This is a genomic window from Rhizobium sp. P44RR-XXIV (assembly GCF_001999485.2).
Taxonomy (GTDB): Bacteria; Pseudomonadota; Alphaproteobacteria; order Rhizobiales; family Rhizobiaceae; genus Rhizobium.
The window spans coordinates 253,061-278,807 of the sequence record NZ_MPVZ02000029.1 but is presented as its reverse complement, the minus strand read 5'-3'; the positions used below and the strand labels follow the sequence as shown (position 1 = coordinate 278,807).

Genomic DNA, 25,747 nt, shown 5'->3' with positions numbered 1-25,747 from the left:
TATGTGACAAGAAGTTTTTTCTCTTTCCATTTTTGTCTTATGTGGTATTCATTTGTCGCATGTGACGGTTGGCGATATTGGTATCCAGGGGGAAGTTTTTATGATTGGCGTAGGGATCTTGGGGTCGGGCTTCATCAGCGATTGCTATGCGGATGCGCTTCTCGACGTGCGTAATGGCCAGCTGGTGGCCTGCTATTCGCGCAATGGCGAGCGCGCCGCCGAGCTTGCCAGGAAATGGGGACCCGGCGTTACGGCCTATCAGGATATGGACGCGCTCTGCGCCGATCCGGCCGTACAGCTGGTCGTCATCGCGCTACCGAACGAAGTGCATCTCGAAGCCGTCAGGATCGTCGCCCGTCACGGCAAGGCCGTGATCTGCACCAAGCCGCTCGCGCGCACCGAAAAGGAAGCCGCCGAAATGCTGAAGGTGGTGATCGAGGCCGGCATATGGCATGGCTACGCCGAAAGCTCGGTTTTTTCGCCCAATATCGCCAAGGCGTACCAGATGGTGCAGGCCGGCGGCATTGGCGATCTACTGACCATGCGGGCGCGCGAGGCACATTCGGGACCGCATGCCCCGCATTTCTGGGACGCCGAGACGGCGGGCGGCGGCGCCCTGCTCGACATGGGCTGCCACACGGTCGAATCAGCGCGGCATTTCTTCGGCAAGGACAATCCGGTCGTCGAGGTCATGGCCTGGGGCGCAACGCTTGCCCATTCCGACAAGACGACCGGAGAGGATACGGCAATCGCTCTGTTGAAATTCGCAGGTAGCCAGCTCGCGACGATCGAATCCTCCTGGATCGAAAAAGGCGGCATGCAATTGCGCCATGAACTTGTGGGATCGGCCGGCCGCATCGTCACCGACAGTTCCGTCGGTCCGGTCTGGGGTTTCATTGAGAAGCCGGTCGGATATCTTGTGGAAAAGGCGAATGCCGATACCGGCTGGGTCTATCCCGTTCCCGAGGAAACGCGTGCTTATGGATTCTCGCAACAGATGCGCCACTTTGTTGATTGCTTTGCCGCTGGAACTCAGCCAGTGGAAACCTTCGAGGACGGCGTCGTGGTCAACCGCATCCTGGACGCCTGCTACCGTTCGATGCGGACGAAAATGTGGGAAAAGGTGACGATAAGCTGATGGTCAGGATGGACGGCGCAGTCGCCCCACTTCAATCGGACTCCCCCGAACCGCTCTGGCAGCAGGCTGCCAAGGCGATTACCCGAGAGATCACAGCCGGGAAACTTTCGCCGGGCAGCCGCCTGCCGCCGGAACGCGATCTGATCGACCGACTGGCGATCAGCCGCGTGACGTTGCGGCGCGCCTTGCAGAGCCTGGTCAGCAGCGGTGTGCTGGTGTCCTCCCATGGCCGCGGCTGGTATGTGGCGGCCGAGGCCCATCAGGAATTCCCCCAGACGCTGGAGTCCTTCAGCGAGACCGCTGCAAGGCTCGGCCTCAAGGCATCGTCGGAAGTCCTGAGGGCCGAGGAAGCCTCGGCCACGCTCGATCAGGCGGAGGAGCTTTCGATCGCCCCGGGCTCAAGGCTGTTTCACCTCGTGCGTATCCGTAAGCTCGACGGCGTACCCGTTGCTGTCGACAGTTCCTATTTCCCAGCCCTGAGCGAATTGAACCTTTCGTCAGCGGATTTCGGCTCGGCCTCACTCTTTCGCCTGATGAGCGATGCCGGCATCGAACTCAGCCGGGCAGAATCGACGATCGAGGCGCAGGAGGCGGATCTGGTGACCGCCAAGCATCTGGGGATCGAGGCCGGAATGCCGATCCTCACCATGTATCAGCTCATCGAAGATAGCGCCGGAAAGCCGCTGATATCCTCGACCATACGTTATGCCGGCGATCGATATCGCCTTCGGACCTCCTTCAGCCGCGTCAAGACAGGCGGATAGGCTTGGGGGAAGGAAGTATCAAAACCATGGCAGGGTGAAGCCTGCCTTCGCAACAATCGACGACGGATTGCCGCTGGCGCCTTGCGCCAGTGGAAGGCCTCGTTTTGTCTATAAGCAAGGAGAGACCAGTTGCCCAAAGGATATATCCCGCTCGCAGAAGCCCGCGCCGCACAGGCCGATGCTCTGGCCAAAGCCATCGCTGCGATTTCAGCAGATATTGAGCTTTTGCAAGGCCGCGGCGTCCTTCAAGGTCCCGGCCCCATATTCCTCGGCATCGGCGCAAGCTTTGCCGCCAGTGCCGCTGCCGTATGGACGTTGAGGAGCCGCGCCATTCACAGCTGGCGCCTCAATGCCGGCGAGCACCCGCTCCCCTTCCCTGCCACCTCCCATCCTCTGATCGGCGTTTCGCAGAGCGGCAAGAGCTCGGAAACGCTGGCGACGCTGAATACGGTCGAAGAGCGGTTGCGCTTTTCCGTCGTCAACGCCAAAGATTCGCCGATCGAGGCAACCTCCGCCGTCAGCATATCGCTGGGCAATATCCCGGACAGCTATGCCTCCACCATCGGTTATACCGCGACGATCGCTGCTCTCGGCATGATCGCCGAAGCCTGGGATGGCGGATCGATCGATGTCAGTTGGCCGGCGGTTTCCGATGCTCTTCGCGCTGTGGAGAAAAGCCTCGCGAGCCGGATAGCCAACCTGATCGTCCCGCTGCAAACAGCCCAATATGTCGATTGCGTCGGAGCCGCGCCGTCGGTCGGCTCGGCTGAGGTCGGCTCCCTGTTGCTGCGCGAGATCGCGCGCATCCCATCGACGGGCATGTCCACACGCCAATATCTGCACGGCGCGATGGAATCCGCGGGCCAGGGCGTGCACATCATCTTCGGCGAGGAGCGCGAACTACAGCTTGCTCAGAAGCTCGCCCGCGCCGGTCACGACGTCGTTCTCGTAAGCCCGCTCGATATCGATGAGGAAAACCACCTGGCGCATATCGCCATCCCCTCCCTCACGCCGACGCAGCGTCCTATTATCGAGGCATTGGTCATGCAGACCATTGCGGTCGAAACCGCGATCGCACGAGGGCTCGATCCCGATGCTTTCGTGTTCGAAAACAACGATACCAAAGTCGCCTGAAGGGGCTCGGATATGACGGATTGCCTGCTTGCGCTCGATATCGGCGGCACCAAGACCCATCTGGTCATCGAGGATATCCACGGCGCTCGTCTCCTCGACACCGTCCTGCACAGCCGTGAATGGGACGCCGAACCGGCCGACCTGGCCGCTGAATGGATTGCGGAGCGTATCACGCCGCATATCCCGGCAGGCGCACGCGTCGCCGCCATGGCTTTCGGCGCCCAGGGCATCAACCGCGCCGAGACGGCAGAGGACTTGCAGAAAGCTCTTGCCGGCCATGGCCTGCGCGCAAGCATCGTCAACGACGCCTCCCTGATCGCGCTGGCCGCGGGCTTTCCCGACGGCATCGGCATCATCGCCGGAACCGGCGCGATTGGCGTCGGAAAAGACGCCTCCGGTGCGCATCTGGCAACCGGCGGCTGGGGGCCGGTGATCGGCGATGAAGGTGGTGCCGCAGCCTTGGTACGCGAGGCCGCCCGCGCGGCACTCCGCGCCCTTGATGAGGGCAAGCCCGACGACGGTTTGCTCGGCGCGCTGATCAGCGATTTTGGAGTTGCCGATGCCGAGCGGCTGACACGCAAGGTCAATGACGAGCCGACTTCGGACAATTGGGCGCCGCATTGCCCGGCCATCTTTGCCGCCGCCGCCGCTGGTTCGGTGCTGGCCGCCCGCGTCATCGATGAAGGCGCGCAATATCTGGCAGCGTTGGTTGATCAACTACTGGCGCGAGGTGCTGTTGGAACAGATGTCGTTGTCGCCGGCAGCGTCATCGTCAATCAACCGCCGCTCTTCGAAGCCTTCAAGCATCACGTATCCGCGCGGCATAACCATCTGCGGATCCACAAGCTGACGATCGCGCCTGTCGAGGGTGCAGTGTTCCTCGCACGTCGGGCGTTTGAGGTAGCAGCGTCCTTAGATCACTGAATAACCTGGCCGGCCCAAACAGGCCGGCCAGATCGCAAGTATCAAGCGGCACGTTTCAGGGCGTCGCCGAGCTTGGACACGATCGTTTCGATCTCGGCCCGTTCGATAATGAGCGGCGGCGACAGCGCGATGATATCGCCGGTTACTCGGACCAACAGCCCCTTGTTGAAGCAATCGACGAAGACGTCATAGGCGCGCGTGCCGGGAGCACCATCACGCGGAGCAAGCTCGATCGCGCCGACGAGGCCGAGATTGCGGATATCCACAACATGCGGCAGGCCCTTCAAAGAATGCAGAGCGTTCTGCCAGTCGTCCGCCAGTTCGCCGGCGCGGGTCAGCAGACCCTCTTCCTCATAGATTTCCATCGTCGCAAGACCCGCGGCGCAGGCGACCGGATGGCCCGAATAGGTATAGCCATGGAACAGTTCGATCTGGTATTCCGGGCCGTTCATCAGGCCATCATAGACCTTGCGGCTGGAGAAGACCGCACCCATCGGGATGGTGCCGTTGGTGATGCCCTTGGCCGTCGTGACGAGATCGGGGATGACGCCAAAATACTCGGTTGCAAAAGGCGTGCCCAGACGACCGAAGCCGGTGATCACCTCATCGAAGATCAACAGGATGCCGTGTTTGTCGGCGATCGCCCGCAGCCGCTCAAGATAGCCCTTCGGCGGCAGAATGACGCGGCGGAACCGGACATCGGCTCGACGATGACGGCAGCGATCGTCTCAGCGCCGTGCAACGCCACCAGCCGCTCCAGATCTTCGGCAAGTTCGATACCGTGCGCCGGCAGCCCCTTGCTGAAAGCGTTGCGTTCGACATCGAGCGTGTGACGCATGTGATCGGCAGGGATCTGCGGGAAGACGCGGCGGTTGTTGACGAGGCCACCGACGGAAATGCCGCCGAAGCCGACGCCATGATAGCCCTTTTCACGGCCGATGATGCGGGTGCGGGTGCCCTGCCCGATGGCGCGCTGATAGGCGATGGCGATCTTCAGCGCGGTATCGACGGATTCGGAACCGGAACCGGTAAAGAATACCCGATCAAGCCCTGCCTCGGGGCCGCCCGGTGCGTGCGCTGCAAGCTTTGCGGCAAAGTCGAAGGCGATCGGGTGCCCCATCTGGAAGGTCGGGGCAAAATCCATCGTCGCCAGCTGGCGCTCGACCGCCTGGGCGATCTTCTTGCGACCGTGGCCGGCATTCACGCACCACAGGCCGGCCGTGCCATCCAGCACCTTGTTGCCGTCGACATCGGTGTAGTACATGCCGTCGGCCGCAGCCAGCAGCCGTGGCGCCGCCTTGAACTGGCGGTTGGCCGTAAACGGCATCCAGAAATTATCGAGAACAGGGGTGTTGGGATGGGTGATATTGTCCATGGTTGCCTCCATTACGCTGCCATTGACATCAGTGATTTTCGCTTGTCGAACAAGTCCTTTTCTATGTGAATTTAACACATTGATATTATTGGATTTCGATGTAAAGTTTTCGATATTTCGAACACCTGAAACCCGAGGCCATGATGTCCGTCGATATCGGCAATCGCCTGCGTCACCTTCGCCTGGCGCACAACCTTTCCCAGCGCGAGCTTGCCAAGCGCGCGGGGGTGACCAATTCGACGATTTCGTTGATCGAGTCCAACTCCTCCAACCCTTCGGTCGGGGCGCTGAAGCGCATTCTCGACGGCATCCCGATCGGCCTTGCCGAGTTCTTTGCGTTTGAGCCGGACACGCCGAAGAAAGCCTTCTACGCCGCCGAGGAACTAGTGGAGATCGGCAAGGGTCCTATTTCCTATCGCCAGATCGGCGAGAACCTCTTCGGCCGCAGCCTGCAGATCCTGAAGGAGTGCTACCAGCCGGGTGCCGATACGGGCAAAGTGCCGCTGGTGCATGAGGGCGAAGAAGGCGGCATCGTTCTGTCAGGCCGCCTCGAAGTGACCGTCGATGATGAACGGCGCATCCTCGGGCCGGGCGACGCCTATTATTTCGAAAGCCGCCGGCCGCATCGCTTTCGCTGCGTTGGGCCGGTGCCATGTGAGGTCATCAGCGCCTGCACGCCGCCCAGCTTCTGATGAGCGGCGTGGGAGACGCTGACGATCGCCGTCAGCCGAAGGTAAAGGCGAAGGCCTGAGCGCCGGGATCGAGGAACTTGATCTCGAACGTATGATCCGCGACAGCACCACTGGTGCGGACGAGCTGGTAAAGCCTCTGTCCGGTCACCACACCATTGCCGTTCGCATCCGTGTCGACGCCGTGATTATCCCCGGGCGGCTTGCCGTCGATGGTAATCTGGAAGCGGATGGGCTTTCCATCGGCCGCCGGTCCAAGCACCAGATGCAGGTCGCGGGCGTGGAAATGATAATACAGGCTGGTATCCGCGCCGTTTGAAGTTGCCTGCTGTCCACCAACTGTCCAGTTGCCGGCAAGACCCCATTCGTTGAGTTTAGGCGTTGCCGCGACGTAGTCATGGGCCGCGTCATTCACCGTGCCGGCATCATCAACGAAATTCTGCGACCGCAGATAGCCGACATAGGTTTCCGGTGATTGGACATCGGCCTCGCTTGAGGCAGCAGCCTCCGCCCCCGTCGCCTTTACGGCGACGATATCGCTGGAAACATTGGTCTTTCCGGCCTCGGCGAGCAGTTGCTGGATGACACGTTCGGACTGATCGTAATCACCTTCGCCGAAGTGGTGGTGGCGCACCTGGCCCTTGGCATCGATGAAGTAATGCGCCGGCCAGTACTCATTGTCGAAGGCACGCCAGATCGCATAATTGTTGTCGATGGCGACAGGATAGGTGATGCCGATATCCGCAATGGCCTTCTTGACGTTGTCGACATTCTTCTCGAAGGCGAATTCGGGTGCGTGGACGCCGATGACGACGAGGCCCTGATCCTTATATTTCTGCGCCCAGGCTTCGACGTAAGGGATAGCGCGCAGGCAGTTGATGCAGGAATAGGTCCAGAAGTCGACCAGAACGACCTTACCCTTCAACCCGGCTGCGGTCAGCGGCTCCGAGTTGAGCCATTGCACGGCGCCATCGAGCGACGGAGCGGCACGTTCGACAGGCAATTGCTCCACGGCAGGCTTCGCCGTCATCGCCATCGCCATGGAGCCTCCTGCCCCGGCCGCTGCATCGGGCTTGGCGCTCATCATCATGGTATTGGTGGCGCTCATCATCGCGCCGCCATCGTTCTTCATGACTACGGACGAAGGCTTGTCTTGATTCAGCGGATGGAAGCGATCGACCAGGCCCTGCTCCAGCGAAGCGGTGCTGGCGAGTGAAGCCTGCGTCAACAGACCCGTATCAAGTCCCAAAGCAATCGCAACGACGGCGAGCAGCACGGCGACACCAACGCCACGGCGCAGCCACTCACCAACGCCGAGCGAGCGCTTCATGACCTGATAGACGCGGCCGCCGATGATCAGCGCAAGCGCAAGCGAGGTAGCAGCACCCAGCGCATAGGCCAGCAGCAGCAATGTGGTGCCGACGCTTGCGCCCTGCAAGGCAGCTCCCGTCAGGATAAGGCCGAGCACCGGACCCGCACAAGGTGCCCACAGCAGGCCAGTGGCAACACCGAGCAGCAGCGAGGCTGCGATCGCCGAGCCACCGCTGCGGCTCGAACGATCCGCCGACTGCGACAGGCGTGCGCCGAGAGATACCAGCGGCCGTGTCAGATAATCCGAAAGCGATGGAAACAGGAGGATGACGCCAAAGATCGCCAGCAATACAAGCGCCGCATAACGCCCATATTCATTGGCTTCGACCGCCCAGCCACCGCCGAGCGCAGCCAGTGTCGCGACGCGGCGAAGGTCGCCGCCATGCCGATCAGCATCGGCAGCGTGCTACGCAGAAAGGGCTGGCCGGCCCGCGCAAACACGAACGGTAGGACCGGCAGGATGCAGGGGCTGACAATGGTCAGAACGCCGCCGAGATAGGCTAGGATAAACAGGATCATTGGTCAGTCTCTGATCTTCAGGCCGAAGCCGGATGGAATTTCATGGCAACACCATTCATGCAGTAGCGCAGGCCGGTCGGTTTCGGCCCGTCGTCAAAGACATGGCCGAGATGGCTACCGCAACGACTGCAATGCACCTCGGTGCGCACCATGCCGAAGGACGTGTCGCGCGACGATTCAAGAGCGCCATCGATCGGCGCCCAGAAGCTCGGCCAACCCGTGCCGCTTTCGAATTTCGTGTTTGACGAGAACGCGTCCTGCTCGCAGCCAAGACAGGCAAAATTGCCCTTCCTATGCTCGTTCAGCAGTTCGCTGGTGTACGGAAGTTCGGTCCCCTCCTCCCTAAGCACGGCATATTGGTCTGATGTCAGCATCTTGTGCCACTCCGCATCGCTATGGGTCACAGCGAAACTCGTGGCAGCCTTGGCTGCCGTGCCGCCAATACCCAATCGCCAACCAACGGCACCAAGAGCAACGGTTAGAAGTAACAATCGTCTGTTCAGCATCGCACTCTTCTCCCTGGGCGGATAGGCCGCCAACGCGCAGAACGTCCAGCCGCTGTTCTTCGGCACCGCATACGTCCTGTCGTTATGAACTACGAGATACAACGCTATCTTGTTACACACATGCCAGTGAAAACACCGAAACGTGATCAGCCGCTATTCCGCCACAGCCAGCGGCTGTGCAATCGCGGCTGCAAAACTGGCCAGACTTGCGGATCGCAGCGGCAGATAAGGCTTCTCATTTTCGCGGCAAAGGCGCTTGACCATGTCGGCGGCCGAATGGCTGATGCAGTCGACCGGGAAAATCGCCCATGAGACCCGACCGACCATCGCCGGCAGCAGCGAGAGATTGTCCTCAACGCCGCCATCGTGAAGCACAAGATCGATGTTCCGGCTCTCGGCCAGCTTTCGCAACCGGTCGAACAGGTTGGGACGACCACCGACATAAAGAAGCGCTTGAGGCTCGTTCGAATGGATAGCGCCGGATGCATCGGGCATGGTCACGACAGATTCGAGCAGTTCCAGTTCACGCCGCAGCGCTTTGTTCTCCTCTGCGAGCGCGACCGCACGCCTGTCAGCCTCGGCAAGCTTTGCTTCCAGTGCCGCAAGACGGTCATCATATTCATCTGCGCGCTGATCGGCAGCCTGCAGCCGTTGCAGCAATCTTGCCTCCTGCCGCTGATCTGCGCCCATCGGTGCGGGCTCGCCGGTCATCGCCTTCTTCCTCAACAGGCTTACTTCCAGCTCATCGACGCGCTTCTGCAAAAGCGCATGATCCGTGGCTGCCGTCTGAAGCCGAGTCTCCTGGCGAGCGATCTTTTCATCCCTGGCTTCGATATCCAGCTGCAATTTGCGAAGGCGCGCCAGATCGAGCCGGCTGGAGCTGCCGACCAGATGCGAGAGCATATGCACCTCGCCAAAGACCTCATTGACAAGCGCGCGTTCGCTCGCGGGATGGCTTAGAACCGCCCAATATGCCCCCGATATGTCGCCTTCATCGACGGCCTTGTTCCATTGCGCCTTGATTTCGGACGGACTAGAAAGCCTCGAAAACTGCTTGAGAATGCGCTCATGGCGGCGATCAAGCGCCTTGTTCAGCAGCTTGCCGCTGATATCGCGCTGGCCGGCGGCCCTGACGCCGCGGCTGTGCAGCGCATGGTCGGTCGCGACCTTGGCATCGATATCTCCGACCTTGGCAAGGACTTGCCGCAGCTCTGAGGTCGTCAGACAGGTCCCAACGATCGAGCAATGGAACATCGGTGCCAGATCCCAGGTCTTCAGTCGCTGGCTCTTTGCCGCCACAGCCTGATCCGGTGCCGGTTGCTGGTCCAATCGCTTGGCAGCATTCGGAAGTGCGAGCGGAAGCGGCTGTTTATGGTTGAGCAGAACTGACATATCCGCACTAGCGTTATATTTCACTGGATATTACGCTAGTGCGTCTTCCCCCATCAGGCAAGCCCGCTTGTCAGGGCCAGAGCTGCTCCTTGATCCAGCCGGCCTTTTCGCGCTTATAGCGCAAACGATGATGGCGGCGTTCGCTGTCGCCCTGCCAGAACTCGACGTCATGCGGCATGACGATGAAGAGCGCCCAGCTCGGTGAAACAAGGTCGGGCTCTTCCTGCAATCGGCGAGACTGGAGGAAGAGCGCATCGTCCAATTCCTGTCGGGATCCCATAACCTCGCTCTGCCTGCCGACCATGGCGACGGCTTTGGCGCCTGGCGCACGGGCGCGAAAATCGGCATCGCGCTCATGGACCTCGGCTTGCAGAGCCATCCCGTGCAGACGAACCTGCCGCCCAAGCACCGGCCAATAAAAGGTCAAGGCCACTGTGGGGTTCTGGGCGATCTGCCGCCCCTTTGGCCCGTTGCCCGTCGTTGCGAAATGCCAACCGCGATGATCGAGGTTCTTCAGAATAAGAACACGCGCATCCGGCACGCCACTTTCATCGACGGTAGAAAGCACCATCGCATGCGGTTCCCGGATGCCGGCCGCGATCGCATCACGAAGCCAATCGGAGAACAGCTCGCGCGGCTCGTCAGGGGTAAGATCGACATCGAAGGCGGGAAACGGTCCCGCCAATGATGTCAGCAAGCGCAATTCATTCTTCACCGCGCACCTTATGGTCTTGCGATAATGAGCCGCAGCGACCCTTCGAAGAAGGGCTGCGTGCGAAGCTCGCCATAGCGGCGGTCCCAGCTTCCATCCGCCAGATCGCGGCCCAGCTCCGCGGCGAAACGCTCGCCGACCGATGGATCGACAAAACTCCAGGCCGAATTGGCCAGCCGCGCGCCGGGATCGAGCATCCGTTCGGGCCGACCGTAATAGGCCTCGCCAAAACCGTCGACGCAATTCAACGGGATCGGCACAGCCTTGACCTCGGCATTGCCGCCCAGCCCCTTGACGATGGCCGCCATGGACGGATAGCGGCGTGCTTCGACGGTGATCATCTCAGGTGCATAGGCATGCAGCCAGGAGCGTTCGAGCAGATCGGGGTCGCAGCTCAGAATGAGCACGGGGCCGCGTGTGACACGGCGCATTTCGCTGAGCCCGCGCTCGAGATTCGACCATTGATGAACCGTGAAGGTTGCCATGGCGGCGTCGAATGCCTGGTCAGGGAATGGCAGGTTTTCCGCCGTGCCATCGATCGCGACGGGCAGATGCGCCGGCCGCTGCGCCCGCATCGAAGCCGAAGGCTCGACGGCTGTGACCTCGCGATCAACCGGTTCATAGGAGCCAGCACCCGCACCGACGTTCAAGACCGTCGCCGCATCGCCGAGCGCCTGGCGGATGAATTCTGCGATATGAGGATCCGGCTGGCGGTAGCGGGTGTAGCCCGTTCCGATCACACCGTAATTCGCGTCGCCGGCGCTGCCATCCTGATGTCTGCTGTTCATTCCATGTCTCCGTTGCTCATTGTGGGCAAAGCTTCGCCATGCGTGAAAATGCTTGTGGCATCATCACGTCATTGTTCTGCAATCGCATTGTCCGTTCGTTTCGACCGCAAGAAACACGCTATTCTGGCGAAAGAAAATCGATATGATCGAACAGTCAATGTTCGGAAAATGCACATGGCCAGACGTATTCCCTCTTTGAATGCCTTGCGCGCCTTCGAGGCGGCCGGCCGGCTTGGCCGCATGACCCTTGCGGCCGAGGAATTGAATGTAACGCACAGCGCGGTGAGCCGGCAGATACAACATCTGGAGGACGTGCTTGGCATTCCGCTGTTCGAAGGGCCGAAGAACAGGTTGAGGCTCACGGAAGGTGGCGCGACGCTGCTTTCGGGGCTGACGACGGCATTCGACCAGATGGACATGTCGGTGCGCTCAGTGGCCGATACCGAAGATGGTCAGCTTGACGTATCCTGCCCCGGCACCTTCACGATGCGGTGGCTTATCCCGCGCCTTTATCGTTTTCAGGCACAATACCCGAATATAGAAGTGCGCCTCTCTGCCTCGTCAAAGCCTGTCGACTTCAGCCGCGACGGCTTCGATGTCGCGATCCGCGTCGGCACTGCGCCGTGGCCTGGAGGTGCCGATGTCATCTCGCTGTTTCCCGAACAGACGGGGGCAGTGCTTTCGCCATCTCTCTTTGCCGAATCCACGCCGGAGTTCGAGGGCCTGCCGCAGCTCCATACGCGGACGCGGCTGCGTGCATGGGGTGATTGGCTCGCCCGCTCCGACAGAGCGGTCGCCACCGGTCCGCGTGTCGAATACGAGCATTTCTATTTCATGCTCGAAGCCGCCAGCGCCGGGCTTGGCGTCTGCGTGGCGCCTTGGCCCTATGTCAGCGACGACATCCGCTTCGGCCGTCTAACGGCACCCTATGGCTTTCTCGAAAGCGGCCACGAGTATGTGGCGCTGCGCCGTGCCCGCCGTAACAGGAAATCGGTTCTCTTCTGCGAGTGGCTGCACAGCGAGGCCGAGGCCTATGCGGGTGCCAGTACCCCTCCGAGAGGCTGATCTTTGAGGATAGATTAGCCGATTGGAGAAAAGCCCGCCTCGCTCAGAATTCTCTGCCCACGAGCCGACAGCAGAAAATCCTGCAGAAGCCTGGTGTCGACACTCGCCTCCCGGCGAACGACAACGCCATATTCGATGAGCGGCTGAAACTCGTCGGGGATATCGACGACAGCGAAGGCCGGATCGGCGACCAGCAGACGGGCGTTCGAAGAGTAGCTCATCATCAGGTCGACCTCGCCGTCGGTGATCAGATAGCCAGCACCCTTGCCCGGCGGCGTCGGCGGAGAGTTGCGACCACCGACCAATTGACGTGCCTGGGCTTTCATCGCCTCGCCCCTCCCCGGATGACGGGCTTCGACGAGATCAAACACCTCGAAGGCATAGTCGCCACCGGGATCGTCACCCGGCGTTGATGTGCCGATCCGCACGGCCGGATCGGACAACACAGCAAGAAAGTTTTCTGTGGTGAGGCCGAGATCGGCCCGAGCAAGTACGTACAGCCGATTGCGCGCAAAACATACGGCATCTTCCGTAAGGCCCATGGCAGCAAGGCGCCGCGGATGCGCCATGTTAGCGGAAACGAAGAGATCGAAGTGTGTACCTGTCTCAATGCTCTCCCGCAGCAACCCTGCCGGCCCGAGTGTGAGCGACATCGCAATGCCGGTTTCGTAAGCAAAAGCGGTGATGATCGGCGGGAAAGCGTGCCGCATGCTGCCGGCGGACAGAACCTCAACTGCATTGCTCACGAATGATTTCCCTTCCTATCCCTTTGCCGGAACAACGGCACGAAAGCGGTCTCCATGAGTTCACCGGTACCAAGCGCCGCCGACCGGACCGGAATGCCATAAAGCGCTTCGAGATTGGCCTCGGTCATCACATCGTCGGTTGCACCCAACATTGCCTTGACCTGGTCGAGCATCAGCAGCACCGTGTCGGCCACAGCCACGGCATGGTTCGGCTGATGCGTCGTAAAGGCAATCGCCAATCCCTGGCTATCGGCCAGCGTTCCGAGCAATGAAAGCACCACATCCTGGTTCTTGAGGTCAAGCGCCGAGGCCGGCTCGTCTAGCAGCAGCACTTCATTCTCGCCGGCCAGCGCCCGGGCAATCAGCACGAGCTGACGCTCGCCGCCGGAAAGAGCATCGATGTTGCGTGGCGCATAATCGGCCATGCCGGTGGCAGCGAGCGCCTCCATCGCCTTCTCGACATCAATCTTGCGCGGCGTTTGAAATAGGCCAATGTGGCGGGCACGACCCATCAGTACGACATCGAGTACCGAATAGGGAAACGAGCCGGAAAATTCCTGTGGCACAAAGCCGGTGCGTTCGTTCAACTGGATTGCACCTGAGGTCGGCTTCTGCAAACCCGCCAACACGCGCAGCAACGTCGATTTGCCTCGACCATTCGGCCCGAGGATCGCAACGATCTCGCCGGCGCGGAGATCAAAGTCGAGATCGCGGAACTGCCAGCGCTCGCCGTCATAGGACTGGCTGGCCTTCGTCATATGCAGCTTGACCGGATCAGAAGCCACGCGCGCCTCTCTGGGTCTGTTTCAGCACAAGCGCGAAGACGGGCGTGCCGATCAATGCCGTGAGGATTCCGAGCGGGATTTCGGTGCCGGTGACGGTGCGCGCGACCGTATCGATGATCAGCAGGTAGAGCGCGCCGATCAGCAACGAGGCCGGCATCATCACGCGGTGATCGGGGCCAACGAGCATGCGCGCCATATGCGGCACCACGAGGCCGACCCATCCGATGATGCCGCTGACGGCAACCTGCGCCGCGACGATGCAGGAGACCAATATTAGGATCAGCCAGCGCAGTGGCTCGACATTGACGCCGAGCGCGCGGGCGTCCTCGTCACCGATCGACAGGAGATTGATGCGCCAGCGCAGGCCCAGCAATAAGAGGCTGCAGATCACGACCGGCCCGATCACCAGCGAGAATTTCTCCCAGTTGGCCGTCGCAAAGCTGCCAAGCAGCCAGAAGACCATGGCGGGCAGCTTATCCTCGGTGTCGGCAAGATATTGGACAAGGCTGACGAGTGCCCCGAAGAAACCGCTGACCACGACACCGGCAAGTACCAGCGCCAGGATGTTGCGGCGCGCGACGATACCGTTCAGCGCATAGACGACAATGAGAGCAGAGAGCCCGAACGCAAAGGCCGAGGCCAGCAGGCCATAGCGCGAAAAGCTCAGGAGAATGGCAAGCGTGCCGCCGAAAGCGGCCCCGGAGGAAACACCCACCACCTGCGGCCCGACCAGTGGATTGCGAAACACGCCTTGCAGTGTCGCCCCCGACAGCGCGAGACCTGCTCCGGTCAGGAGAGCCAGCAGGATGCGCGGCATTCGCACCGTGAAGACGACATTGGCCTCCGTCGGCGTGACCGGCACCGCCGGTGCGGAAATCGGCGCCCAGAGAATCTGCACGACCCGCACAAACGGAATGTCATAACGACCGATGCCGAGGGAAACGACTGCAGCCAGCACCACGAGGATCGCCAATACGGCAATGATCACCCGCGGTGCCCGCCGCTGAAGGGCGTCGGTGCTCATTGCGCCGCGCGATAGTCGGTGCGGTAGAATTCCTTGTAATAGGCGTCGGCTTCCTTCTGCATGTCGATGTCCTTGAAGCGCTCGGGATAGAGCTCTTTCGCCATCCACAGTTCGCCGAGCGCCATGGCCTCCGGCATCGGATAACCCCAGGCCTTGGCATATTCCGGCATCAGGTAAATGCGGCCGTTCTTGACGGCATCGATGGTCTGCCAGGATGGGGCCTTCTTGATATCATCCACGACGGCAGGATAACGCTCCTGAACGAAGATGACGGCCGGATCCCACTTCAGCACGTCTTCCATCGTCACCTGCTTGAAGCCGGTGATCGAACTGGCGACATTGTGGGCGCCGGCGCGCTCCATCATCAGGCCGGTATATTTCCCGCGGCCGTAGGTAGTGAGGTCAGGATTGGCCATATAGACGGGCACGCGCTTGTCCTGAGGAATATCGGCAAGACGATCGGCAACCAGTTTGCGGGTCTTCTTGGTGACCGCAATCATCTCCTCGCCCTTGTCCTTGCGGCCGAGAACGTCAGCAATCAGCCGCACGCCCGTCGCAAAGCCGGCATCGATCGCGGCAGGCTCGTCCTTGACGGAAGGATTGAGTTTCGTCGCCTCTTCCGGCGGAACGTCCAGCAGCGAGATCGCCACGACGGCAAGGCCCGAATCCTCGATCTGCTTGACCATATCGGCCGGCGCATAATTGGTGACGAAGACGACGTCCGGCTTCAGCTTCAACAGCTCTTCGATATTCACCTTGGTCAGCCCGCCTGGCATCGGCAGATTGGGCAGTTGCGGCGCTAGCCGAACATAGTTGGCGCCGAGCTGCTTCTTCCACTCGTCGAGAACGCCGACCACCTTGTCCATCGCATCAAGCTGCACGGCGATGTTGAGCGTCTGGTGCTGCAGGATCACGACGCGGTTCACGGCATCTGGAATATGCACCTGTCGCCCGATCTGATCAGTGACGACACGGTCGGCCCAGGCGGGCGCGGAAAACAGCAAGCTGGCGAAAAGAATAGCAATTTTCGCAATGAAGGACAGATGGCGGCGGCGCATGGAATTCTCCTGAAACGGTGCCAATCGCTATCATTATATTTTTGCGGATACAACGGTTCCGACCTTGCAGAAACACACTCTCGCCCCGGGGCCACGTTGCAAGTGAAGCCTCGGAAATATTTCGATTTTCTGAAATATCGCAGAATACTCATCCTGGAACGGCAAAGGCGCGAGGTCTACCTCGCGCCTTGTTGGAAGCCGCTGAAATTCAGCTGCAAATCACCGCGTTTCCAGTATCCGCATCAGGCGGCCTCGGTAGCTGTCGAGAATGACGGCCAGCACGATGACGGCACCGATGACGATCGGCTTGATGTTGTCATCAGCGCCCAGGAGCTGCAGGCCTGTGGACAGCACCTGCAGAATGCACGCGCCTACCAACGTTCCGATGATCGATCCCTTGCCGCCCGAAAGGCTGGTGCCGCCGATGATGACCGCAGCGATGGCATTCAGCTCATAGCCGATGCCGGCGACCGGGCTACCGACATTGAGGCGCAGCAGATAGACCATGGCGGCAATGCCCGCCGTCAGCCCGGAGATCGTGAAGACTGCAATTTTGATCTTCTTTGGCTCATGCCCCGACAGCCGCACTGCCTCCTCATTGGTGCCGACGGCGAAGACGAAGCGGCCGAACACCGTGTAGCGCAGCACGAACCAGCCGATGAGGACAACGACCATCGCAATCAGGAAGATCGATGGGAGTATGTCCCAGAAGATCAGGTTGCCAAAGTCGACGAAAGGCTGCGGCAAGCCGGTGATGGTGGAGTTATCGCTGACGACGCGCGCCAGGCCGCTTGCGACATTCAGCATACCGAGCGTGACGATGAAGGACGGCAGCTTCCACTTCTCGCACACCCATCCGTTGACCGCACCGAGAACGGCACCCGTACCCATAGAGGCGAGCGACGCCAGTACGATTGCCTGCCAGGGCGTGAATCGCGGATCGACCATGATCGTCGCCCCGATGACGGTGCAAAGGGCCAGCAGCGAGCCGACCGAAAGATCGATGCCGCCGACCAGAATGACGAAGGTCATGCCCGAGGCAAGCACGGTGTTGATGGCGATCTGCACGAAGATCTTCAGAAAGTTCTCCGGCGTCGCGAAATAGGGCGCGGTTGCCGAGAAGAAGATCAGGATCAGAACAAGCGCGATGGCAACACCCGCTTCTTTCATCGAAATCCGGATGAGCTTGTCCCAGACGCTGCTCTCTTTCGCCTCGGTCTTTTGTTCAATGCTGCCGGACACGACTGTACTCCTTATAGGCGAGTGAGAGGATCCTGCTCTCTTCGAATTGGTCCCGGGCTATTTCTCCGGCGATCTTGCCATCCGAGAAAACGATGATGCGATGGCAAATGCTGATGAGCTCGGGAAGATCGGAGGAAACGACCAGAACGCCCTTTCCTTCAGCGGCAAACTTCCACAGAAGATCGTAGATCTCGGCCTTTGCACCCACGTCGATCCCGCGGGTCGGCTCATCGAAGATCAGCACCTTCGGGCCGCGGAACAGCCATTTGGCGATGACCACCTTCTGCTGATTGCCGCCGGAAAATGTCCGGACCACCTGATGGACGGACGGTGTCTTTATATGCAGTTCCCGCACGAGGCGTTGCGACTGCTCGTCCTCGGCCTTTCGGCTCATCAAGCCCCTGCTGGAGACCTTGCCGAGATCGGTGATCGTGGTGTTTTCGGCGCAGCTCATGTCAAGCATCAAGCCCTGCGTCTTGCGGTCTTCGGTTGCCAAGCACAGCCCCGCTGCAACGGCATCCCTTGGCGAATTGATCTGGACCGGCTCGCCATCTATGCGAATTTCGCCGGCGGCCTTCATATCGGCGCCGAATATGGCGCGAACAGCTTCCGTTCGACCACTGCCCACGAGACCAGCAATGCCAACGATTTCACCCTTGGCGACGGAAAATGATAGTTCCGGGCTGCTTCGCGTCACCTTCAAGCCGGAAACACCGAGCGCCTCGCCGGAGACGGTGCTGTCGCCACGAAAAGCATTGTGATCGGAGAGCGCGCGCCCGACCATCAGCTCAACGATTTGCGGAATACCCAGTCCTGCCAGTGGCCGGGTGACCACATGCTGGCCATCGCGCAGGATAGTGACGTCGTCACCCACCTCGAAGATCTCCTCGAGCCTGTGGGAGATATAAAGCGTCGTGACGCCGCGCGCCTTCAGGCGCTTCAGAATTTCAAACAGGCGGTCGACCTCCTTGGAGGTCAAGGTCGCCGTCGGTTCGTCGAGAACCAATAGCTTGCTTTCGTAGCAGAGCGCCTTGGCGATCTCGAGCAGCTGCAGCTGCGCGACGCTCAAGCGGCTCGCCAAGGTCGTCGGCGCCACGTCGAGGCCGACCTCGGCCAGGAGTTCCGCCGCCCTGGCGTTCATCTGCTTGTAATTCACCAGACCATATCGGCGCGGCAGATGTTCAAACAGGAGATTTTCGGCAACGCTGAGATTGGAAAGAGGATGCAATTCCTGATGGATGACGCGGATGCCGGCCTTGAACGCTTCCAGTGGAGACGCCGGATCATAGCGCGCGCCGTCGAACAGGATTTGACCGTCATCGGGTTTGAAGACGCCGCCGAGCAGGTTGATCAGGGTGGACTTGCCCGCACCGTTTTCACCCAGGAGAACATGCCCCTTGCCGCGGCCAATGTTTATCGAGACATCCCTGAGCGCAACGACACCCGGGAAGCGCTTGCCGATCCCTTCCAGCTTCAGGATGTAGTCATCTGCCGCGTCTGACACGTCCACCTCATGCATGGTCTATTGAAATAGAAAATGGCCATCTGCCCACTGGTGACGCCGGCGCGAGCCAAAACGAGTTTTGGCGGGCATCACATGGGCAAGTCATCGCTTGGCAGTCAACGCCGGCCAAATAGCCGGCGTTTTCTCTAGCCACGAAGCCAGTGGCTCGGACTACTTGATGTCCTTGGCGGTGATGAGCGTGACGTCCGTCTTGACCCAACCAGTGAACTTTTCGCCGGCATATTCGCGAAGGCCGTACTTGATGCCCATGGCCGCCATTTCCGCGCCATACTGCTCGACGGTGGCAAGCATCTTGCCGTCCTTGATCAAGGGCTTGACGGACGGGATATTATCGAAGCCGACGACCTTGATCTTACCGCTTTGGCCCGACGCATCGAGAGCCTTGACCACGCCGAGAGCCATGGAGTCGTTTGCAGCCATGACGCCCTGAATATCCTTATACTTGGTCAGGAAATTGGTCATGACGGTGTTGGCTTCTTCCGTCTCCCAATGCGCGGTCTTGCTGTCGAGAAGCTCGAGCTTGCCGTTCTTGATGGAGTCCATGAAGCCGACCTTGCGCTCCTTGGCGTTATCGGCCTCGGGATTACCTTCCAGGATCACGACCTTGGCGCCCGGACCTAGATCCTTGGCAAGCGCATCGCCCGAAAGCTTGGCGCCCTCGGTGTTGTCAGGCCCGAAGAAAGCGAGATCGATGCCGGCTGCCTTCTTGGCATCGGCATCGAGCGGCACGTCGATGTTGATGACCTTGACGCCGGCCTTCACAGCCTTTGCAAGCGGCGTGGCCATGGCCTTCGAGTCCGCAGGCGCCACGACGATGATGTCGTATTTCTGCGTCACGAAGTTTTCAACGGCATCGACCTGCGAAGCAAAGTCACGTTCGTCCTTCATGCCAACGGCTTTAAAGTCGAACTTGTCCTTGTTTTCAGCCGCATATTTGTCGGCACCAGCCTTCATCTGCTTGAAGAACTCGTTGGACAAGGACTTCATGATCAAGCCGACTTTTGGCTTGCCGGCCGCGAAGGCGGGCGAGACGCCGCAGGACAGCGCAAGCGCCAGCGTCCCTGCAAGACCAATCTTCAGCGCGGCACGGCGCGGTGCGTTGATCAAAACGGATTCATGCTTTTTGGAATTGGACATTTTTCTCCTCCCGAACGGTTCTGAGCTCAGCTCCACCTGAGTTGTCAGCGACAATGAACCGTTTCCACGTCTATTGGGTAGCAACGCTCCCGGAGATTGTCAAGGCGCCAGAAACGGCACAAAATCCAGCATTGGATTGCAATTTGCAGCGCTTGCGTCAGAATGCATGATGAACCGGTTCCATGCCTCACGATCTATGCGGCCAGATTTAAGATGCGCCGCTTCGACTAAGACGATAGAGACCACTAGCTGAAAGCCTGAATCACGCGCCTTTGGGGCGGCTGACGGCGAAGAAAAAGGACTTATGTTTCTGTTATGCCAAAGGTCGGAATTCGAGACGTTGCCAGGCTCGCAGGCGTTTCTACCGGGACTGTTTCGAGGGTCTTGAATGACCACCCCTCCGTCACCCAGGAATTGAGGACGCGGGTCAGCGGCATCATCAATGAACTCGGCTATATGCCAGATCCGTCCGCAAGAAGTATGCGCAGCAAGGTCAGCCGCCTCATCGGCATCGTCATTCCGGATCTGACCAATCCCTTCTTTTCGGAACTTGTCCAGTCTGCCGAGCAAGCCGCCGCTGATCACGGCTACAACATCATCGTCATGACGTCTTTCGACCACGCGGCCAAGGAAGCCGACCGTATCAGGCAGCTGACCAGCCGAAAGGTGGATGGCATCATCCTCGTTCCCAGCAACGATTTCCATACGCTGAAACTGCCAAAGGGGCTGCCGATCGTCGTCGTCGACCGCCTCATGCCGGGATATTCAGGCATCGCCTCCGATCATAGCAATGGAGTGCGCCTTGGCGTCGAATATCTTCTCAAGCTCGGCCACTGCCGCATCGGCTTCATTTCCGGCCCCAAACACTCAGTCCCAGCCAATGATCGCCTCAAGGGCTATCTGGAAGCGATGGAACATGCTGGCGGAGCCGTGCAGAAGATCGGATCGACGCTGGTTGCCGAGGCCGCGTTCGACTATGAGAGCGGCCGATCCGCCGGAAACTATCTTCTCGCGCGAGCACGCAATGAGCGCCCGACCGCCATATTCGCAAGCTCCGACCAGCAGGCAATTGGCTGCATGAGGGCGGCCTATGACCTAGGAATCCCGATACCCGCAGCCCTTTCCATCGTCGGGTTCGACGGCATCCCGCTCTCCAGCATGACAATCCCGCGCCTAACGACAGTGAAGCAACCAATTCAAAAGATCGCGGCGGCGGCAGTGGCGGTTCTGTTGAACGAGCAACCCGTGCCGAGCATCGGCAACTCCACCCTATTTCCTTGCGAACTGTCGGAGGGCGAAACGACCGCCGCTCCTCAGCCCGACTAGAACAACTCTACTTCATGGACCTCTTCATGAGTGGCAACGAAGGCCCTACCCTCCGGCGTCACCCAGCCGCGAAACATCCCCGGCGTGTTATAAGGCGCGACGATGACACCCTCGGCGTCGATCGCAATCAGCCCGGCTCCGATTTGATGGGGCGCCAGATCTTCATTGATAAGCCCCTCGGCCGCGGTTGCAATGTCCTGCTTTAGATAAGCTATACGAGACGCAATCTCGTGTCCCAGCACATAGCGAATGAAGAACTCGCCCTTGCCGGTGCCTGAAACGGCGCAGACGCCATCCCTTGCGTAGGTTCCGGCTCCGATCACCGGGCTGTCGCCTACACGCCCGTCAGGCTTGTTGGTGTAGCCGCCCGTCGAGGTCGCCGCTGCAAGATGGCCGGCGACATCGAGCGCCACCGCGCCGACCGTTCCATGCTTCTCGTTTTCGCTCGCTTCCGTTCCCGCCGCTGCGTGACGCTTCATCGCCGCCAGAGCCTCGACCCGTTTCGGCGTGGTGAAATAGGACTGCGGCTCGACCTGCAAACCCTTTTCCTCCGCAAAGCGATCGGCTGCGGGGCCGGTCAGATAGACGGCACGACCATCCTCCATCAGGACACGCGCCGCCTTGATCGGATTGCGGATCGCTCGCGACGCGCTGATGGCGCCCGCCTCCAGCGTCGCTCCATTCATGATCGACGCATCGAGCTCGTGCACGCCGTTTTCATTGAGAGCAGCGCCATGGCCGGCATTGAAATGCGGGCTGTCCTCCATCACAAGGACAGCGGCCTCGACCGCATCAATCGCATGGCGACCGGCCTTGAGCTGTGCATAGCCGGCGCGCAAGGCAGCGGCCAGGTCGCGGCGGGCGCCATCCCATTCTTCCACCGTCATACTGTCTTGCGACATGACCCCACAGCCACCATGAATGGCAAGTGCAATTCCAGTCATTTCCTTCTCCCATTCCGCATCATTGCGCCACCAGCGCTCATTGCCGGTCCGGCGAATAGCATCTGGCCGAAAAGATAGGGAGCTCTCAGCGCATGTCCCACCTTATCCGAACGAAAACCGGCACCTTCGGTATCAGACAAGGCTGGCCTTGTCCGTATCCTCCTGCAGCGCACGGCTAGCGCCGCTGTCTTCGGCACCCAGCACAGCGTAGCCAATGCTTGCAAGATGGGAGTTCACCAGCTTGAGATCACGAAGCGTCGCCAGAAACAGGCTGCTTGAACCGAGCACGGCGGGATTGGCGCCGCCGAGACGGACAAGATGATCCCTTGCCGCGGTGCGCTCCGCTTCATTGAGGTGCCGCTTGGCATCCACCAATTCCTGCGCCGAGCGTGGATCTTCCGTCGTCAATGTCGACAGTGCCAGCCGCAGATCCGAGGCAACTTCGGTCTGAATGGTTTGCAAGGCAGCGTGGTCGGCAGCATTGATGGAGCCCTCAGGCCGCCGCGCGACCTGATCGAGGCAACGCTCGAGAATATCGCCGGCATGGCCGAGATTGACGGCGAATTCGATGACATCGGACAGGCGGCTGGCATCACGATCTGTCAGTTCCGATGGTTCCAGCCGGGCCAGATAGGCCTTGACGGCCTCGTGCAGCATATCGAGCTCTTTGCCAAGCCGAACGGCCTGCGACGTCGCCTGCTTGTCCGGCCGGGAAAGATCGGCCGGAACCAGTCGCAAGAGCGCCTCGACGAGATCACCCATGCGCAGGATTTCACGCGCGGCGCTGGCAAGAGCAAGATAGGGGGTTTCGAGCACTGACTTGTCGAGGAAAAGCGGGCGCGCCGCGTCGCCGGACGCCTTGATTTTTTCGGGATACAACTTGATCAACAGGGACTGAGTTGGCCCGAGCAGACCGACGCAGACGACCGCCAGAACCACATTGAAAGCGAGATGAAAATCCGTAAGCACCGAGGCCGGATCCCCGACATACCGCTGGAAAAGATCTGCCAGGGGCTGCAGAAAAGGCAGCGCGACAATGCAGCCGATCGCACGGAACAGCAAGTTGCCGACCGGCACGCGGCGGTTGGCGGGGTTGGCGCCGTTTGTTTCAAAAACCGGAGGCAGCGCGCCTCCAAGGTTGGCGCCCAGCACCAATGCGAGGCCGGCGGTCGGCGTTATGACGTCACCGGCCGCAAGCCCCACCAGCAGCAGCATAACGGCAACGCTGGAATGCGCCGCAAATGTCAGGGCAGCCGCCAGCAATACATCGAGTACCGGATCACCGGTGATCGCATCGAGGATGCTGCGGAGAACCGGAGCCGTGCTGACCGGTTGGATCGTCTGCACGAGACCATGCAGCGCAAGCAGCATCAGGCCGAGCCCGATACCGACGCGTCCCAGTTGCCGCATGCGGCCCTTGGGTCCACGTTTGAACGCGACATATCCGGCCAGCAGCAGCAGAGGCGAAATGAAAGAAACGTCGAAGGAAAGCGCCTTGACGATCAGCGCGGTCCCGACATTGGCGCCGAGCATCACCGCCAGGGCCGGAATAAGCGCGACTGCGCCACGCGCGGCAAAGGATGTGACCATCATGACCGTCGCCGTGCTGCTCTGGAGCAGCATGGTGACGCCCGCACCGGCAGCAACGGCAACCAGTCGGTTGCGCAAGGCGCGTCCGAGCACACGTCTCAGATCCGAGCCGAAAGCCTTTTCGATGCCGCCCTGAACCATACGCATGCCCCAAAGCAGCAGCGCGACGTGTCCCATGAGTTCCAAGATGACGAGACTGCCGGTCATGACGAATATCCGGTTGGTGTTGAAACGTTTGGCAGCACGACGCCGGCGGGCCGACCCGCCGGACGTCATCATTTGTATGGCGGGATATCTCCGCCATGACTAGGCTCAGCCCTGGCCGAATGCAAGCTGGACCACACGCACAAGTACCATGCCGACCGCGACAACAAGATAACCGCGCAGCACGATCATCCACACGCGCCTCGAAAGCGAGAGCTGTATGGGCTCCAGAGCGGAAAGCGGCGGCATGCGCCAGGTGGGACGCAGGGACCTGTCTTTGACACGCTGCCGTATTTCGCCTCGGTTGACGGATCGGCGGTTCAGCAGGCCGGTCGCAGCAAGACCAAGGAAGCCGAGCAACGTGCCGCCTGCGAGGATCCACAGGATCTGTTCGCCCGTGATCTCCGGATAAAGAACTGAGGCCGTAAGAATAATCGACAACATCACCAGCACGGCGATAACAGCACCAGTGAAGAGGTTCATGACCTTACCATTGACCCATGGGCCCAGCACGGCCTTGTCGTTGCACAGCAGCAACAGGAACACGGTCGCGCTGGGCAACAGCACGCCGGCCAAAGTCTGCACAGCAAGCGTGATGAGACCGAGCGGCGAACCGGGGATCAGGACGAGAGCAGCTGCCGCAGCGATCAAGCCGCAATAGACGAAGTAAAAGCCCTTTGCTTCGCTCGCCTTGCGGTGAAGCGAATGGTTGAGCGAAAGAACATCGCCGATCGCGTAGGCGGTTGCCAGCGACACGGCAGCGGCTCCAATGATCGCCGCATCGATAAGTGCGATGGCAAACAGCACGCCCATCGTCGGGCTTACATATTTGCCAAGCCCTGCAGCAATGCCACCGGCATCTGTAAAGTTGCCGAACTCGGGCTGACCCTGGAAGATGGCTGCGCAGAACACCATCATCGCGACGGCACCGATCATGACCATGACGATGCCGAGCCAGAGGTCGGCCTTTTCATAGCCGATGAAGCGCGGCGTGATGCGCTTGTCGATCACATAGCTTTGCTGGAAGAACAGCTGCCACGGAGCGACCGTCGTGCCGACGATGCCGATGATGAGAAGCAAGATGTCCGACAGCTTGCCTTCAGGCAGATTGGGGATCGTCAGGTCCCGCACGATCTGGTGGCCGGACACATGCGCAACCAGCACGATCGGCACGAGCAGCAGGCTGCCAAGGCACAGCATCAGGGCGAAACGTTCGAAACGGCGGAAGCTGCCGGTGCTTGCGGCAATCATGGTGAGTGCTGCCGCGATCGCAACGCCGGCAACCTTCGATACGCCGAGATAATCAAGCGCCAGGCTGATGCCGATGAATTCGGTGACGATCGTCAAACCGTTCAGAATGAACAGGTCAATGACGCTGAAGGCGCCCCAGAACTTGCCGAAGCGCTCCAGAATGAGACGCGCATGACCGACGCCGGTCACCGCGCCTAGCCGCAGCACCATCTCCTGGTTCACATAGAGCACCGGCACAAGCAGCAACAATGTCCACAGCAGGGATGTGCCATAATTCTGTCCCGCCTGGGTATAGGTGGCGAACGCACCGGCATCATTATCGCCAACCATGACGATAAGGCCCGGTCCGAGAATAGCCAGCAACGTCATCAGACGTGCCCGCCAGGTGGTGCGTGCGGCAATATCGCCGTGGTTGATGGTACCGAGCGCGCCGTTGATGTCGCCGACATGCGCCGTGTCGAGAACAGCTGATGCCGTCCCGTTTGCTTGCAAATTATCCATAGTTTTACTCCCACGCAGGCCAATGGCCGCGCTGCGA

The 25,747-nt window shown here is 60.4% G+C and carries 21 protein-coding genes and 2 pseudogenes; 7 read left to right on the top strand and 16 right to left on the bottom strand.

Annotated elements, in window-relative coordinates; translation table 11 throughout:
* Positions 1-100: 100 nt before the first annotated feature.
* From BSK43_RS27365 to BSK43_RS27350, 4 genes are all read left to right on the top strand, one after another.
* Positions 101-1,138 carry a Gfo/Idh/MocA family oxidoreductase gene (locus BSK43_RS27365; RefSeq protein ID WP_077467907.1) on the top strand — a complete coding sequence of 346 codons (1,038 nt, stop codon included), beginning with the start codon at positions 101-103 and terminating at the stop codon, positions 1,136-1,138.
* The gene (locus BSK43_RS27360) at positions 1,138-1,902 is read left to right on the top strand and encodes a GntR family transcriptional regulator (protein ID WP_077467906.1); all 765 of its coding nucleotides are present in this window, start codon (positions 1,138-1,140) and stop codon (positions 1,900-1,902) included. The genes BSK43_RS27365 and BSK43_RS27360 overlap by 1 nt, the downstream gene beginning before the upstream one ends.
* Before the next feature lie 129 nt (positions 1,903-2,031).
* Positions 2,032-3,036, top strand: coding sequence for an SIS domain-containing protein (locus BSK43_RS27355; protein ID WP_077467905.1), 1,005 nt, complete (start codon positions 2,032-2,034; stop codon positions 3,034-3,036).
* A gap of 12 nt (positions 3,037-3,048) precedes the next feature.
* Positions 3,049-3,960 carry a BadF/BadG/BcrA/BcrD ATPase family protein gene (locus BSK43_RS27350; protein ID WP_077467904.1) on the top strand — a complete coding sequence of 304 codons (912 nt, stop codon included), beginning with the start codon at positions 3,049-3,051 and terminating at the stop codon, positions 3,958-3,960.
* 41 nt (positions 3,961-4,001) lie between these two features.
* Here the strand turns inward: BSK43_RS27350 and BSK43_RS27345 are convergent.
* Positions 4,002-5,335, bottom strand: a pseudogene (locus BSK43_RS27345) (aspartate aminotransferase family protein).
* Positions 5,336-5,478: 143 nt separating this feature from the next.
* Between BSK43_RS27345 and BSK43_RS27340 the strand changes: the two are divergent.
* Positions 5,479-6,027: a cupin domain-containing protein gene (locus BSK43_RS27340; RefSeq protein ID WP_068394056.1), complete on the top strand. Its 549-nt coding sequence runs from the start codon at positions 5,479-5,481 to the stop codon at positions 6,025-6,027.
* A gap of 31 nt (positions 6,028-6,058) precedes the next feature.
* On the opposite strand, the pseudogene BSK43_RS27335 reads toward BSK43_RS27340, so the two are convergent.
* The 5 genes and pseudogenes from BSK43_RS27335 to BSK43_RS27315 all read right to left on the bottom strand — a co-directional run bounded on the left by BSK43_RS27335 (position 6,059) and on the right by BSK43_RS27315 (position 11,312).
* Positions 6,059-7,914, bottom strand: a pseudogene (locus BSK43_RS27335) (cytochrome c biogenesis protein DipZ).
* Positions 7,915-7,931: 17 nt separating this feature from the next.
* Positions 7,932-8,420: a peptide-methionine (R)-S-oxide reductase MsrB gene (msrB, locus tag BSK43_RS27330; RefSeq protein ID WP_068394058.1), complete on the bottom strand. Its 489-nt coding sequence runs from the start codon at positions 8,418-8,420 to the stop codon at positions 7,932-7,934.
* A gap of 153 nt (positions 8,421-8,573) precedes the next feature.
* The gene (locus BSK43_RS27325; protein WP_077467903.1) at positions 8,574-9,812 is read right to left on the bottom strand and encodes a DUF2325 domain-containing protein; all 1,239 of its coding nucleotides are present in this window, start codon (positions 9,810-9,812) and stop codon (positions 8,574-8,576) included.
* 70 nt (positions 9,813-9,882) lie between these two features.
* Positions 9,883-10,509: a pyridoxal 5'-phosphate synthase gene (locus BSK43_RS27320; RefSeq protein WP_246662706.1), complete on the bottom strand. Its 627-nt coding sequence runs from the start codon at positions 10,507-10,509 to the stop codon at positions 9,883-9,885.
* Between the two features lie 26 nt (positions 10,510-10,535).
* A complete protein-coding gene (locus tag BSK43_RS27315; protein ID WP_077467901.1) occupies positions 10,536-11,312 on the bottom strand; it encodes a class I SAM-dependent methyltransferase in 777 nt (258 codons plus the stop codon).
* Positions 11,313-11,486: 174 nt separating this feature from the next.
* Between BSK43_RS27315 and BSK43_RS27310 the strand changes: the two genes are divergently transcribed.
* Entirely contained in the window at positions 11,487-12,377 is an 891-nt protein-coding gene (locus tag BSK43_RS27310; RefSeq protein WP_077467900.1) for a LysR family transcriptional regulator, read from the top strand.
* Between the two features lie 14 nt (positions 12,378-12,391).
* Here the strand turns inward: BSK43_RS27310 and BSK43_RS27305 are convergent, their stop codons facing one another.
* The 7 genes from BSK43_RS27305 to BSK43_RS27275 form a co-directional block, all read right to left on the bottom strand.
* Positions 12,392-13,123 (bottom strand): molybdate ABC transporter substrate-binding protein, encoded by a 732-nt coding sequence (locus BSK43_RS27305; RefSeq protein WP_077467899.1) that lies wholly within the window; start codon positions 13,121-13,123, stop codon positions 12,392-12,394.
* Complete coding sequence (locus BSK43_RS27300) at positions 13,120-13,908, bottom strand: ABC transporter ATP-binding protein (RefSeq protein ID WP_246662705.1); 789 nt, start codon at positions 13,906-13,908, stop codon at positions 13,120-13,122. The genes BSK43_RS27305 and BSK43_RS27300 overlap by 4 nt, the downstream gene beginning before the upstream one ends.
* Positions 13,898-14,932, bottom strand: a complete 1,035-nt coding sequence (locus BSK43_RS27295) for an iron ABC transporter permease (protein WP_077467898.1) — start codon at positions 14,930-14,932, stop codon at positions 13,898-13,900. Before BSK43_RS27295 ends, BSK43_RS27300 begins: the two co-directional genes overlap by 11 nt.
* Positions 14,929-15,990 (bottom strand): ABC transporter substrate-binding protein, encoded by a 1,062-nt coding sequence (locus tag BSK43_RS27290; RefSeq protein WP_077467897.1) that lies wholly within the window; start codon positions 15,988-15,990, stop codon positions 14,929-14,931. The genes BSK43_RS27295 and BSK43_RS27290 overlap by 4 nt, the downstream gene beginning before the upstream one ends.
* 219 nt (positions 15,991-16,209) lie before the next feature.
* Entirely contained in the window at positions 16,210-17,232 is a 1,023-nt protein-coding gene (locus tag BSK43_RS27285; RefSeq protein WP_068393508.1) for an ABC transporter permease, read from the bottom strand.
* Positions 17,216-18,751, bottom strand: a complete 1,536-nt coding sequence (locus BSK43_RS27280; RefSeq protein ID WP_077467896.1) for a sugar ABC transporter ATP-binding protein — start codon at positions 18,749-18,751, stop codon at positions 17,216-17,218. Before BSK43_RS27280 ends, BSK43_RS27285 begins: the two co-directional genes overlap by 17 nt.
* A gap of 156 nt (positions 18,752-18,907) precedes the next feature.
* Positions 18,908-19,894, bottom strand: a complete 987-nt coding sequence (locus BSK43_RS27275) for a sugar ABC transporter substrate-binding protein (protein ID WP_077467895.1) — start codon at positions 19,892-19,894, stop codon at positions 18,908-18,910.
* A 315-nt stretch (positions 19,895-20,209) separates the two neighbouring features.
* Between BSK43_RS27275 and BSK43_RS27270 the strand changes: the two genes are divergently transcribed.
* Entirely contained in the window at positions 20,210-21,220 is a 1,011-nt protein-coding gene (locus tag BSK43_RS27270; protein WP_077467894.1) for a LacI family DNA-binding transcriptional regulator, read from the top strand.
* Here BSK43_RS27270 and BSK43_RS27265 read toward each other — a convergent pair.
* The 3 genes from BSK43_RS27265 to BSK43_RS27255 all read right to left on the bottom strand — a co-directional run bounded on the left by BSK43_RS27265 (position 21,217) and on the right by BSK43_RS27255 (position 25,710).
* Positions 21,217-22,164, bottom strand: coding sequence for an isoaspartyl peptidase/L-asparaginase (locus BSK43_RS27265; protein ID WP_077467893.1), 948 nt, complete (start codon positions 22,162-22,164; stop codon positions 21,217-21,219). The genes BSK43_RS27270 and BSK43_RS27265 overlap by 4 nt on opposite strands.
* Positions 22,165-22,296: 132 nt before the next feature.
* Positions 22,297-23,961, bottom strand: coding sequence for a Na/Pi cotransporter family protein (locus tag BSK43_RS27260; RefSeq protein WP_169055471.1), 1,665 nt, complete (start codon positions 23,959-23,961; stop codon positions 22,297-22,299).
* 105 nt (positions 23,962-24,066) lie between these two features.
* Positions 24,067-25,710: an NRAMP family divalent metal transporter gene (locus tag BSK43_RS27255; protein WP_077468266.1), complete on the bottom strand. Its 1,644-nt coding sequence runs from the start codon at positions 25,708-25,710 to the stop codon at positions 24,067-24,069.
* Positions 25,711-25,747 lie beyond the last annotated feature (37 nt).

Bases quoted from the DNA above. Each gene is read 5' to 3' on its own strand.
- BSK43_RS27270 (WP_077467894.1), top strand. From the start codon at position 20,210: ATGCCAAAGGTCGGAATTCGAGACGTTGCCAGGCTCGCAGGCGTTTCT.
- BSK43_RS27275 (WP_077467895.1), bottom strand. From the start codon at position 19,894: ATGTCCAATTCCAAAAAGCATGAATCCGTTTTGATCAACGCACCGCGC.
- BSK43_RS27295 (WP_077467898.1), bottom strand. From the start codon at position 14,932: ATGAGCACCGACGCCCTTCAGCGGCGGGCACCGCGGGTGATCATTGCC.
- BSK43_RS27365 (WP_077467907.1), top strand. From the start codon at position 101: ATGATTGGCGTAGGGATCTTGGGGTCGGGCTTCATCAGCGATTGCTAT.
- msrB (WP_068394058.1), bottom strand. From the start codon at position 8,420: ATGCTGAACAGACGATTGTTACTTCTAACCGTTGCTCTTGGTGCCGTT.
- BSK43_RS27290 (WP_077467897.1), bottom strand. From the start codon at position 15,990: ATGCGCCGCCGCCATCTGTCCTTCATTGCGAAAATTGCTATTCTTTTC.
- BSK43_RS27260 (WP_169055471.1), bottom strand. From the start codon at position 23,961: ATGACCGGCAGTCTCGTCATCTTGGAACTCATGGGACACGTCGCGCTG.
- BSK43_RS27350 (WP_077467904.1), top strand. From the start codon at position 3,049: ATGACGGATTGCCTGCTTGCGCTCGATATCGGCGGCACCAAGACCCAT.
- BSK43_RS27315 (WP_077467901.1), bottom strand. From the start codon at position 11,312: ATGAACAGCAGACATCAGGATGGCAGCGCCGGCGACGCGAATTACGGT.
- BSK43_RS27255 (WP_077468266.1), bottom strand. From the start codon at position 25,710: ATGGATAATTTGCAAGCAAACGGGACGGCATCAGCTGTTCTCGACACG.
- BSK43_RS27325 (WP_077467903.1), bottom strand. From the start codon at position 9,812: ATGTCAGTTCTGCTCAACCATAAACAGCCGCTTCCGCTCGCACTTCCG.
- BSK43_RS27360 (WP_077467906.1), top strand. From the start codon at position 1,138: ATGGTCAGGATGGACGGCGCAGTCGCCCCACTTCAATCGGACTCCCCC.
- BSK43_RS27340 (WP_068394056.1), top strand. From the start codon at position 5,479: ATGTCCGTCGATATCGGCAATCGCCTGCGTCACCTTCGCCTGGCGCAC.
- BSK43_RS27280 (WP_077467896.1), bottom strand. From the start codon at position 18,751: ATGCATGAGGTGGACGTGTCAGACGCGGCAGATGACTACATCCTGAAG.
- BSK43_RS27265 (WP_077467893.1), bottom strand. From the start codon at position 22,164: ATGACTGGAATTGCACTTGCCATTCATGGTGGCTGTGGGGTCATGTCG.
- BSK43_RS27310 (WP_077467900.1), top strand. From the start codon at position 11,487: ATGGCCAGACGTATTCCCTCTTTGAATGCCTTGCGCGCCTTCGAGGCG.